Raw genomic sequence first — 12,858 nt, forward strand, 5'->3', positions numbered from 1 at the left:
TGGCAATCAGTAGAATTATTTAAGAGGAACAGAGCGCGTCTGTTACTGTCTCTTTCCATATAAACTGCTACGCCAGAGACGTTTTCATGGTAGATCCCCAATTAGTTAAGTGCCCGCAATGTGCGGCTGCTTTTAGAATAAAAAAAAAGTCCGCCTTCGGGAAAAAAGTGAAATGTCCCAAGTGCGAAACCCCGTTTGTGATCCCTGAACCGGTTTCCATTAAATCGAGTTCCAGCAGCGAGAAACCGAAACCGTTAAGTCTCGCAGAAGAATTCTTTGGGGACGAAAGCGAATCATCCTACAGTCTGGCCGATGACGAATTTGACAACTGGGAGGATGATCTCAATCACGGTTCTTCAGACAAAAAATCCCCTCCCAGGAAAAAACAGCAGACCGAAGAATCAGGTCGAAAATCGAAACGATACAGGTCTGAGCCGACGCAATCGAATCGATACGTGCCTTTGATTGCCGTTGCGGGATTTATCGTCTTCCTGTTTACCACATTCATTCTGGTCAATCTGTTCTTTCCGCAGGGCAACAAACCTGACAGGCTGGCAGGTGGCGGTAATTTAAACGATACCGATAAACTGAATCTTGGTCCCCTTCCCCCTATTAAAACCAGTTGGCCCAACCAGGGAGGACAGAGTGACCTGGTTTTCCGGGAACGCAAAACGGCATCAAGTGCCAAAGTCTATGATCTTGTCTGTCCCGGTAATAAAACAGTGACAGGCATTCCCCAGAAATTCAGGGTATATCTCCCCCCCGATATCCCGGAGAACACTCAGGTCCCCTGCGTTCTGGTTCCACCAGCAGGTGCGACGATGTTAACGGGGATGGATATCGACTTGAACGACACATCCCTGGATGCGGAACATGAACCTTATATCAAAGCAGGATTTGCTGTCATTACGTTTTCGATCGATGGCCCCATCGGAGATATCCAGCAGACAACCGACAATCAGTTTGTGAATTCTCATATGCAGTTCCGAGAAAGTCGGGCTGGGGTGATCAACTGTGTGAATGCGTTTCATCAGGTGATCGAAACAGTACCGAACATCGATCGCAAGAATATTTTTATCGCCGGACACAGTTCTGCTGCGACGCTTTCTTTGCTTTTCGCGGAATATTTCTCCAAAGTGTTTCAAGGCAGTTCACTGAAACTGAAAGGTTGTCTGGCGTATGCTCCTGCAACTGATTCAAAGTCTTTCCTGAAAGAAAACCTGCCCATCTTCAAACGCATCATTCCCGATGTGGAACAGTTTATTAAAATCTCCTCTCCCAGTAATTACTCAGAAAAGATTGACTGCCCGGTATTCTTATTCCATTCCACCGGGGATCGGGTCACGTCTTACACTGATACCGCAGCTTTTACCGCCCAGTTACAAAAACAGGGGATCGATGTCGAATTCAGTACCAGTAATGGTGCAGACCATTATCAGACAATGATTGATTTTGGGATTCCCAGGGGGATCAGCTGGATTCAAAAACAAACTGGCGGACAGCAGGATCCTCTACCTCAATCCAAACCTGATTCGAGCCCCGGTTCTGCCCCGAATGCGTTATCAGATTCCATGGTGAAGATGAATAAAAAAATCAGAGAACAGGGTGCTGAGACGAAGGCCCGCATGGAAAGAATGAGAAAGCAATTTCAGAACAGTGCATTCAAGGAAAAGCCCGACCCTAATACCCCGCAGCAAAGGGCCATCTTTAAAATATCCGGATATAACGACTTTTATACGCAAGCCATGAAAAACGATCCTACCTTCTGGACAAGGTCTATTGAAAACAGTGTGGAATCTGGCTTAACCAAGATCGTCGGTGGATATATCAAAGGTTCTGTGCGACTTGATCTGCAGAATCAACTGCTCAGTTTCAATTTTACCGGTAATTTGCCTGATAATCTGCCGCAGCTCCTGGCAGAAGATCACAGAGGCAAGGCCGTCAAACTGGATCAATATCCGCCTGTCATCGAAGGTATCAACAACACTCCCAGTGGGCCGAACAGCAGCCAGGGGCTGTTATTCAAGATCACTTTTCTCAAAGGCTTCAACTTTGACCAGGCCAATTTTATGAAGGTCGCAGAGATCAAATTGAAACAGCTGGATCAATATGTTCCCGGATCCCTTAAACTCAACCTTGAAGAGAAATGGGTTTTTGTCAAAGTCACTGATGACGAAAGCGTCATATACCAGATACGTAACCTTTTCTCGAATGCGGGAGTGTCTGTCGACCTCACGCCAACCCGCCTCACTCCCGAGAATATTTCCAAATATGAAAATTACGGATCAACAGCGAATCCCTCTAAGATGATTGATCTGGGGTCAACAGCCTCCCAGGCAAATACGTCTCAGAAATACGTGATTCTGTATGGCGTTTATGGCGGCGACGATGCGAAAGAATCTGTGAAGCGCAGTCTGAAAGGTTTTGTGTGGGTCGACCAGAAATCGATCCAGTTCAATCCACACAAGAAAGAAATTTCCTTCATAAACAGAAGCCCCGTTGATACCGGGGCACTGGAACGCGCTTTGAACAGAAATAAATTCTATCAACTCGCGATCTCACAGGAAGCAGTACCTGCAAAAGCAACAGAACCAGATGCCACTAAGAAAGCCACCCCAAATTAGCCTGTGACCTGAGGTCTCCAGGTTTATGCTACTCGTTCAGGATTGCCCGACGATGCCTGAGATATCGATCAAATGCAGTTGTCGCCCCTCATTTTTGTGAGGACTGTCGATACAGACGTACTTTGCATTAGGGCTGAATCGGGGATGAGTATCCACCCGCCATTCCCCAGTATAAAGCGCGGGAGAATGAAAGTGCCCGAGATCAATTCGCTTTCCGGATGCGACATGATACAGATGAGGCGTCTGAATGCGTTCTTTCCCCTTGGGATAAGTGTCATTCAGAATCCATTCATTGCCCGGCAGATAGGTCAGATGCCCGCCATTATCCAGCACTCCTTTTCCGACCTCCTGCAAGTCCCCCTGCGATTCATCTTTCACCAGAAAATCACCCCAGGCTGGACTGTCTGAAGTCGCTTTCGACTGAGTCAGAATATGAGCAGGATCACGCCAGATGAAATGTGAGACAAAACCGTTATCAACGACCACACGTACATCGCTGCCGTCCAGGTTTGCTGTCACCATTCTCGAAAGTCGTTTGCCATTGGGGTACTGCCAGCGATGCAGTGTGATAAAGCGAGAACCGTCCGGGCTGAACAGTAGATGGTTGAAATAGTGTTTGATGTCTTTCTGTTGATTGGGAATCTTTCCGGTGCGGGAAATTTCCTCCAGCGTGAGAATCAGATCTGTCTTCCCCGTCTCCAGATCTACTTTGAAGATCCCGGTGTCTCTGGGGGCCAGCTCATTAAAATGAGGATCCGGAAATCCGGGATATCCATAACCGGGCCGGACATCCTGAATCCTGCGAAAATCAGGAGTAACTGCGGTTTTACCATCCGGGCTGACAGAATAAACCGGCGAGGAGACCGTGCGTCCTTTCCCGGTTTTCACATCCAGAATGCGACTCACATACTGTCCCTGCTCTCGATCATTCCAGATGACCTGTGATGCGGATCCGGGCAGCCATTGCAGCATACAACCCTGCTGCCAGTTCCAGGCAGAAGATTCTCCCAGTTCGATCCAGCGATCCTGATCCTGCAGATCAACCATCCCGATTTTAATTACATCATCCGCCTTCGGTGAACGATGTTCGAAAGCCACTTCCATTCCCAGAACATAGCGACTGGTAGGATCGAACTGCAGTTTGTCATAGTATCCAAACCAGTGGTGCCGCGGACCTCTGGTAATCACCCGTGTTGGTGGAAACTCTGCTTTGTCAGCAAAGGCAACTCCAGCCAGTGCAGCGGAACCAGCGGTAGAAATCAATTGTGCAAGAAACTGACGACGGCTGACGGATTCAGGATGGATCATTGATTTTCTTCTGGCTGAGAACACAGGAAGACCACGTACTGCACAACTGCTGTACCCAAAAACCTCATAGAATCAGAGTAAATGAAACAGAACGGAAAAGCAACTGGATTCAGCAATGCTTAATTTGACAGGATTACTAACTGTTCAAAACAGATGAACCAACTGTTTTCGTGCAATTTCCGCAGAGGAGAACCTTCTTTTGAATCGGTATCGGCTTTATAATACCGTTTGACACATCACAAGATTTTTGTGCGCTGGATTTCCCTCAGGCAACATCCAGCAGATGATCCACCGCTAAAGCAGACTCGCAAATCTCTGTCCCATGATTTAATCCAATCCTGAATACCAGGTCTCTCACTCAGCAGGTTCTGCCGTTTTTATGAATAAACCCGTGCTCTACTCCAATGCAGCGAAACTTCTGGACCAGCAGCTTCCCGTCACAGATCCGGAAATACAACAGATTCTCTCTGGAATTGGATTTACAGAACAGGAACGCGCTTTAACCCGCATTCGCGAGATGTGTACCTCGGAAGCCATCCGCAATGAACTGACTCTGATTCTGCCGACACTGTTACAGGCGTTGACGGATGCAGCCACTCCCGATGGATCCCTGATCAATTTCGAACGCTTCATCAACAGCGTCTCTGAACCGGAAGTCATGCTGAATTTTCTCACCCACAATCCCCGCGCCGTTGAAATCCTGGTCAGGCTGTTTGTGGGCAGTCAGTTTCTCACAGAGATCCTGTTGAAAAACCCGGACTACCTGGAACGGCTGACCCGCTATAACCGGATTGCCGAATTCAAAAGTCAGCAGCAGTTTTATTCGGAAGCGATGGCGGCAGCGCGACAGGAATCGAAGTCGACAGCAGAAATATTTGATATCCTCCGTCGGTTTCAGCGCTGGGAACTCCTGCGCATCGGTGCCTGTGACACATTCGGATTGATGGACCTGAAAAACATTACCGTCCAGCTGTCACTGCTGGCAGACGGCCTGGTCCAGACCTGCCTGACGATTCTTTCTGAAGAATTGAACCTGCCTCTCGATGACTTTGCCGTTCTGGCATTCGGTAAGCTGGGAGGGGAAGAATTAAACTACAGTTCGGATATCGACCTGGTCTTTATCGCAGGTGACAACTCAACACAGTACTGGCAACTCGGACAGCGGCTGATCAAGTCACTGATGGAATCCACGTCAGAAGGTTTTTTATATCGTGTTGACATGCGTCTGCGTCCCTGGGGACGATCGGGGGCACTGGTCACAACGGTAGATGCCTATGTCGATTACTTCGCCAGGCATGGTCGCTTGTGGGAAAAGCAGGCCATGCTCAAAGCGCGTGTGATCGCCGGCAATCAGAATCTGGGAATTGATTTCTTTCGACGGATTGAACCACAGATTTTCAACTGTGATCCGGAAGAAGTACGTAAAAACGTTCTGGAAATGAAAGAACGGATTGAAACGGAACTGAAAAAGAAAGGCAAAGACTGGGGCGAAGTCAAATCGGGGAAAGGTTCCATCCGCGATGTGGAATTTACCACACAATATCTGCAGATGGCGAATGGCGCGAAATATCCTTCCATTCGCAGTATCAACACTCTCGATGGCCTGGTCAGACTGGTCGACCATGGACTGATCCAGGCAGACGAATATCGCCACCTGACCAGCGGATATGTCTTTTTCCGAAAAATTGAACATGCTCTGCAGCTGATGCATTACAACCAGGAACACCATATGCCTACCGATGAGCGGGAACTGGCGTACCTGGCACGCAGACTCGACTTCCAGGAAGGTCAACAGCTGGTTCAATATTACGAACAACATCGTAAAGCAGTACGCAGCATCTTCAAAAAGTATATCTACCCCTCTCAGTCAGATTCCGGTCTGCATGCGGCTCAGTCTGAACAGGAAAGCAATCCCATCGGCATGATGGCTGCGTCGTATTCGAAAGTCTTTAATGAAGAGGAAATCGAAAAACACAGCCAGATGGCCCGCAAGTTGAGTGAAACCAATAATGTAGAACTTCTTACGGAAAAAATTCCGGATGACCAGGTGCGACTCACCATGGTTGGCTTCGACCAGACCGGGGACCTGTCCCTGATCTGCGGACTCCTGTTTGTCTATGGATTTGATATCCAGCAAGGGCACCTGTTTACCAATCAGAAGGTCAAACCTGCTGCTTCGTCGCAAAGCCGCGCTCCCAAACCCAGTGAGAAGTCAAACAGTGCGCGCAAATTCGTCATCGTACTTGAAGTCAAAGCATCCGATGCTGCCGTTCAGCCGTCGTTCTGGATCAGCTATAAAAATGACCTGACAGAACTGCTGCATAAAGTCGAATCCGGAAAAATCCAGGAAGCAGTGGGAGAACTTGCCAAGCGGGTTGCGGCAGCGCTGCACGATTTGCCTCAAGCCAGCCAGATGTTGTATCCGGTCGAAATTGAACTGGATAACGATACCGATACACGCTACACCATCTTGAGAATCCAATCCGAAGATACGATCGGGTTTCTGTATGAACTGACGAATGCGCTCTCCATGAGTGGCATCGACATCGCCAGAATGGTCATTGACTCTGAAGGAAACAAAGTCAGCGATGTCCTCTATGTCACTGATGACAAAGGGGAAAAAATCAGTGCCGAAGCACAACAGCAGGGCTTGCGGGCGGCCATCGTGCTCATTAAACATTTTACACACCTGCTGCCGCGCTCGCCCAATCCGGAAGCGGCCTTACTGCATTTCCGTGAATTCCTGGAGCATTTGTTTAAACAACCAAACTGGGTCGAAGAAATTTCGTCGCTCGAACGAACCAGCGTTCTCAGCGCACTGGCCAGATTGCTGGGCGTAAGTGATTTCCTCTGGGAAGACTTCCTGCGTTTACAACACTCGAACCTCTTTCCGGTGGTCGCGAACGTGGAAGAGTTAAAAAACCGCGTTACCTTCACTGAGTTAAAAGCAGAACTGGCACGGGAACTGACAGAAGCAACTTCACCAGAGGATCAGCAGGAACGCCTGAACGCGTTCAAAGACCGCGCCATGTTACGCACTGACATGCGACATATCCTCGGGCATATTTCAGAATTCGGACAGTTTTCAGATGAACTGACTGATGTCGCCGAAGTCGTTGTTCAGGGGGCCTATGAAATCTGTGATCAGCAGTTACAGGAACGATATGGCGTACCTCAACTGGAAACGGAAGACCCCTGTCGGATTTCCATCTGTGCGCTGGGTAAGTGTGGCGGCCGCGAACTGGGCTTCGCCTCCGATATCGAGTTGATGTTTATCTACGAAGGCTCCGGTCAGACTACCGGACCAGAAATGATTACAAACAATGAATACTATTTGAAGCTGGTTGAGAAATTCAGCAAGATGATCAAGACCAGAAGTGAGGGGATTTTCCAGATTGACCTCCGCCTCAGACCTTACGGACAGGCAGGCAGTCTCGCCGTTTCCGCCGAAGCATTCCAGAGTTATTTTTCTCACGAGGGAGCAGCCTGGCCTTACGAAAGACAGGCACTGGTAAAACTCCGCCCGATTGCCGCTGATGAAGAATTCGGAAACCAGATTGTCCGCATGAGGGATACCATTATCTATAGCGGCAAACCATTCGACGTCGCTGCGATGCTGGCAATGCGCGAGAAACAGATTCAGCAGCTTGTCAAAGGGGGGACCATCAACGCCAAACTCGGGGACGGTGGACTCGTTGACTGTGAATACCTGATCCAGAGTCTGCAGATCACCTATGGTCATCGTAATCCGGGTCTGCGAACCACGAACACACTGGAAGGGATTGACTCGCTCAAAGAACTCGGGTTAATCAGCCCCGATGATTACGTGAAACTCCGCAATGCTTATATCTTTCTCCGCAGACTGATCGATGCACTGCGCATGGTCAGAGGTAACGCCAAGGATTTGACAGTCCCGCCTCAAGATCAGGAAGAGTTCGAATTCCTTGCCAGACGACTGGGTTACGGTTCGCATACCGAGAAGCTGCAGACAGAAATCTCCATGACCATGGATCGTGTGCGTGACTTCAGTCGTCTATTGGCTCCCATCAAAGCCATGACCATTCGAACCAACGGTTGATCTCCCGATCTCCCGTTCCGCTCATCACATGCAGGAATCTGCCGAAAACAGCCTGTAATCAATCATCAGATTGATATCACTTTTATCATTTTGAGCGCACACTCTATTTAATCCCGAAAAACAGATATTTCCTTAAAACCAAAAATATCAGTCAGTTACAGCAATTCCTGTTTAATTGGCACAATCGATGCTTTTTAACATCCTTCAGAAGCGGTCGTGAGATTCAAACAAGACTGTAATTTCTTTTAAGGAATGGAGAGATGAAAAAATTATTAATCGTTTGTGTCGCATTCTCAGGTTTGGCATTCGTCGGAACGACATCCACGGCTCAAGCAGGCGGCGTGAATTTCGGAATTACCATCGGTAATGGTTTTGGTGGGTACTATGGTAACCAGGGTTACGGATATAACCGGACCCCTTACTACTATGGTCGACGCCACTCATTCTGGCATGATACCAGTCACTATGATTATCACCCAGGTGGTTTTCAGCGTCATGGTAATCACTACCATTATGTCCCGGGACACTACGACTATCACCAGACGGGACACTGGCATGGTGGACGGAGACGTCATCGCCACTAAGGTCCTCTGAGACACGAACTCTCCGACAATTCGATGAACCTGGACGGTTCAGACAAGCGAGTGATAATGGAAACCTGGTGTACTTCCTGTTTTCCTGTTCTTTAAAAGTGGCAAAGAAAACCAGAGTAGCCCTGAGACGGGGATCTGCTCTGGTTTTTAAATCATTCAGGATTATTGCGATCCTGCATCCCACCACTGATCTGTCAATTTCAAAAGCTGCTGTGCTTTTTCGGGGTTCTTCGAAACCAGATTATTCTGCTCGAAGGGATCGGCGGTGATGTTATACAATTCCACTTTTTCGTCTTTCAGACGCGAACTCGGGAAGATAGCTTTCCAGTCACCCTGGACGCACCAGCGATATTTCAGGCTCGATGCAGGATCGTCGATATCGATCATATCATGCTCATAAATATCACCAAACAGGGTATCTCGTTCTGTTTTTCCTCCCTGGCGCATCACCTCCAGTAGATTAATGCCCTGCATGTCTTTCGTAGGTTTCAGACCGACTGCAGCGAGTAATGTGGGGGCGATATCAATGCTGCTGACCAGCGTATCGTATTCAGCCGGCTTAATTTTGCCCGGCCAGCGAAACATGATCGGTGTCCGTACACCACCATCGTACGGGCTTCGTTTCGATTTGGGAGCATATCGAAAACGACGTTTCATTTTCTGCCGCTCCTGGTCTGTTTCCGGCACATATTGAATCCAGCCGTTATCCGTGACATACACAACGATGGTATTCTCTGATAGTCCTTTTTCATCCAGATGATTCATCAGTTGTCCACAAGTCTCATCAAACCATTCACACATTGCATAATAGTAAGATAATTCAATTGGAATTTCAGAACTGAGATACTTATCTAACAGTCGTTGTGGCGGCGTATGGGGAGTGTGAGGCAGAAACGGTGCATACCACAGAAAAAACGGGTCCTGTCCACACTCATCAATGAAATCGAATATAGGCTTCATTCCTTCGCGACCGATTTTCAATCCCAGATCTCCATGACGGCCTCCCCGTTTGGGATCGCCATGAGTCATCCCGGAAGTGAATCCTGCCAGCGACGGATTGCCTTCCCACCATTTTCCTGATTGAAAACTTTTATAGCCGATCTTCCCCAGCAGTTCCGGCAGGCAGTCGGCACGCTTGACATGCTTCAACAGCTTCTGTCGGTCCATCCCTTTGGGAGGATCATTGCCGGTAATTTTATGCTGGTGCGGATATAAACCTGTTATCACCGTCATCAGACTGGGACGACAGAGGCTGACAGGAACATATCCTCTTTTGAAGACCGCACTTTCAGAAGCCAGCTTGTCCAGCGCAGGTGTTTTGATCGTGTCGTGCCCCATGAAGCTATAATCATTCCAGGCCTGATCGTCTGAGAGAATGATGACAATATTCGGGTGGCTGGACCTGGATTCAGCCTGAACCAGTTGCGGGAAATAACTGAGACAACTTACCGCCAGCAGGAACCAGGACCACTTAAAGAATGAATTCACGTTGAGTCTCCTCGGGATGAGAGCGCAATAGTTTTCCAGCGAGAGAACCGGTTAAGGATTTTATCCATTCTGTCGTCAAACAGCCGAAAAACTGCTTCTTGATAAGTTGATTTGTCTGGGAATTATTATGAAAAATTTCATTTATTTACCCAACACTCAACCATATAATTACGTAGATACTTGCAGAAGACGTACACACACTTCTGCTTCACATTCTATCCATCCTACCAACTGCTTCACTAAGATCAACACCCAAAAAGACTTACAAACATTTTAAACACGAACATTCAGGAAATTCTGTCGTATTTTTCTCACCTGGTATGTGGGAAAAAAATCTGAATCCGAAACAGATATGCTGAAACATTTTTTGCAAGTTAAGCATTCCGGTTAAAGCAGCTTGGATGCGTTGACAGCGTGGAAATTGATAATTCTAATGTATTGGTAGTCCTGTTTTGATTACCAATGAGAACGTTACGTGATACGGGGCAACCACTTCCGGATCACTCTGGTTGGCTCAAACCGGAGTGACAGAAGTTCAAAGTTCACTTACTTTTTTAGAAGAATATGAGGAATTTTATGCGGAAACTGATGAACGTGAAAACAGCTTTACTGTTTGGTCTGGTAGTAGCAGGACTTTCGATGTTCGGCACTGCAAATAAAGTTGAGGCTCGACCTAACTTTAAAAATATCTGGGCTGAAACTTATCCCAATTCTCCAATGCTGATTGCCAAAAAGTGTGGCATCTGCCATCCTGGAAAAAGCAAGAAAGAAAAGAGCGACTACGGCGAAGCAGTCTTTGAAGCCCTGGGCAAAAAACGCAAAGCAACTGATAAAGAAGTCATTGTAAAAGCGCTTAAAGCTGCAGAAGCGAAACCTACCTCAGTTGAAGGTAAAACTTATGGTGATTTCATTAAAGCAGATGAAATGCCACCAACAAAAAAATCTGAATAATTAAACTGAGATCAGCATATCCTTCAAGATATGCTGGAACATCTCAATGAGCGATACAGGCAGGGCATCTAATGCCCTGCCTTTTTTTACGAGATGGTTTCAGAACCGTTCAAATGAAAATCGATCACCAGCGGCAGATGATCTGAAGCCTGTCTGGCGAGTTTTGACTTCGCAACCTTGGCATTCTTAATCATGATTTCCCCACGGACAAACGCTTTATCCAGCGTCCCCACAGGCATGTATGCGGGAAACGAGCGATACCTTGAAGGAGGCTGTGTTACTTCCTGAAACTCATGCTCCGAAAACTTCCCTTTTGCCAGTGTATTGCGCCAGTCATTCGTATCCCCCACAATGACGGTGGGGTATCCATTCCCTTCTTGAAACAGGCGATGTGTCAACAGGTGGTTGATCTGCCAGTGTCGCTCTTTTTCCGCCAGTCCGAGATGAAAATTGACCAGCTGGAATGCGCCTTCCGGCGAATCAATCATTACGATCTGTGCCCCGCGCGCTTTACGCCACTTATTCGTCAACGAAATCTGATGCTGAGTTAAAAAACGCCAGCGCGACAAAATCAGATTTCCATATCCCCCCGTCTTCAGTTTGACATTCAGCTGATACAAAGACTCCTGCATATTGAAGTAGTCTGCAAAGATTTTTGGCTGATTATTGAAGCGGGAACGTTTAACATTGCGATCCACTTCATGCAGGCAGATGATGTCAGGGTTTTCCTGCTCAATCACTCCGATCACCCGCTCCAGTTGATAGCGACGATCTCTGCCGCCGATACCTTTATGAATATTATAGCTTAATAATCTCATTCTTGATTCGCTGTTACTTGCCTGCAAACACCGAGGGAGACACTTTGATCAATCCCAGATCATTTTCACCAGGTGCAATTTTCAGTTTCAAACGCCCACGTTTCCACTCCGGTCGGACCGTCAGGTAACCTGCCTTCTCCTGCCAGAGTTGAAATTCCCATTCGCCGACCGGCAGGTTCTTAATCTGGAACCGCCCTGTTTCATCTGTTGTTGCAAAATAGGGGTGGTTCAATGCAACCAGCCAGCCTTCCTGCCAGGGATGAATGCTGCAACTCATTCGCAGAGGCAGTTTTTCCCCGTACTCAAATCCGTGGATCATCTTTTCACCAGGTGGCAGGACCTGATTCAGACTGGTATTTCTGTAAGCTTTCACCTGAAACCCATGCGCACACAAATCTTTATTCTCGGCCAGCAGTTTCTGCCTGTTCACCCAGAGCCCGGCCACATGTGGTTGAAAGATACAGCCTTTATTTTGAATGGTTACTGTTTCGGGCAGTTTCAGATAATCAGGGTGAATCAGAGAATCATCCAGGCTCGATTCCCGCAGGTAGACGAAGACATTTTGCAGGCCCCCGTTTTTTCCTGTCAGCAGCCCCTGATCGACGATCAGGTCGCTGAAGTTTCCACAAATTGCCTCATCGCGACTGATATCCAGTTTCTCAGGCTGTGGCACCTGACCGGTATAAATAAACTGCCCCGTCAAGGTTCCCCATTCAGCAGCTGTCACAGTCGTCGTCACCGTGCCGGCCAGAATGCAGGCCAGCAGACACAGGTTAACTCTCATCATTAAACGATGCAAAATGGAATCTCCTCTTGAACCAGGTCGTTCGAAACATCTGAAAAGCAGGGCAACTTTCAGACATACTCACCCTTATCTTACCGCTCCCCAGTACGGGAGGAAAGATTTGTGGGCATTTTATACATGCAAAAGAAAGACCCTCTGTAAATGATTCTCATCTACAGAGGGTCAATTCTAATTCCATTCAGCACGATTGGAA

At 47.7% G+C, this 12,858-nt stretch carries 8 protein-coding genes; 4 read left to right on the top strand and 4 right to left on the bottom strand.

Annotated features, from left to right (window positions below; all coding sequences use genetic code 11):
- The first annotated feature begins 86 nt into the window (after window positions 1-86).
- A complete protein-coding gene (locus ACN0YN_RS13035) occupies window positions 87-2,624 on the top strand; it encodes a prolyl oligopeptidase family serine peptidase (RefSeq protein WP_417385453.1) in 2,538 nt (845 codons plus the stop codon).
- A gap of 36 nt (window positions 2,625-2,660) precedes the next feature.
- On the opposite strand, the gene ACN0YN_RS13040 is transcribed toward ACN0YN_RS13035, so the two are convergent.
- Window positions 2,661-3,932 carry a hypothetical protein gene (locus ACN0YN_RS13040; protein WP_417385454.1) on the bottom strand — a complete coding sequence of 424 codons (1,272 nt, stop codon included), beginning with the start codon at window positions 3,930-3,932 and terminating at the stop codon, window positions 2,661-2,663.
- 379 nt (window positions 3,933-4,311) lie between these two features.
- Here ACN0YN_RS13040 and ACN0YN_RS13045 point away from each other — a divergent pair, with 379 nt between their 5' ends.
- Together ACN0YN_RS13045 and ACN0YN_RS13050 are read left to right on the top strand one after the other, a co-directional pair.
- On the top strand, window positions 4,312-8,010 hold the full coding sequence (locus tag ACN0YN_RS13045; protein ID WP_417385455.1) for a glutamine synthetase adenylyltransferase: 3,699 nt from the start codon (window positions 4,312-4,314) through the stop codon (window positions 8,008-8,010).
- Between the two features lie 260 nt (window positions 8,011-8,270).
- On the top strand, window positions 8,271-8,594 hold the full coding sequence (locus ACN0YN_RS13050) for a hypothetical protein (RefSeq protein ID WP_417385456.1): 324 nt from the start codon (window positions 8,271-8,273) through the stop codon (window positions 8,592-8,594).
- A gap of 171 nt (window positions 8,595-8,765) precedes the next feature.
- On the opposite strand, the gene ACN0YN_RS13055 is transcribed toward ACN0YN_RS13050, so the two are convergent.
- Complete coding sequence (locus tag ACN0YN_RS13055) at window positions 8,766-10,091, bottom strand: sulfatase (protein ID WP_417385457.1); 1,326 nt, start codon at window positions 10,089-10,091, stop codon at window positions 8,766-8,768.
- 588 nt (window positions 10,092-10,679) lie between these two features.
- On the opposite strand from ACN0YN_RS13055, the gene ACN0YN_RS13060 reads away from it, so the two are divergent.
- On the top strand, window positions 10,680-11,042 hold the full coding sequence (locus ACN0YN_RS13060) for a hypothetical protein (RefSeq protein WP_417385458.1): 363 nt from the start codon (window positions 10,680-10,682) through the stop codon (window positions 11,040-11,042).
- 86 nt (window positions 11,043-11,128) lie between these two features.
- Here ACN0YN_RS13060 and ACN0YN_RS13065 read toward each other — a convergent pair whose 3' ends face one another.
- Window positions 11,129-11,860 carry an endonuclease/exonuclease/phosphatase family protein gene (locus ACN0YN_RS13065; RefSeq protein ID WP_417385459.1) on the bottom strand — a complete coding sequence of 244 codons (732 nt, stop codon included), beginning with the start codon at window positions 11,858-11,860 and terminating at the stop codon, window positions 11,129-11,131.
- A gap of 13 nt (window positions 11,861-11,873) precedes the next feature.
- Window positions 11,874-12,659, bottom strand: coding sequence for a hypothetical protein (locus ACN0YN_RS13070; RefSeq protein ID WP_417385460.1), 786 nt, complete (start codon window positions 12,657-12,659; stop codon window positions 11,874-11,876).
- Window positions 12,660-12,858 lie beyond the last annotated feature (199 nt).

Origin of the sequence: Gimesia sp., assembly GCF_048260065.1 — a bacterium.
In the GTDB taxonomy this organism is placed as follows: domain Bacteria; phylum Planctomycetota; class Planctomycetia; order Planctomycetales; family Planctomycetaceae; genus Gimesia.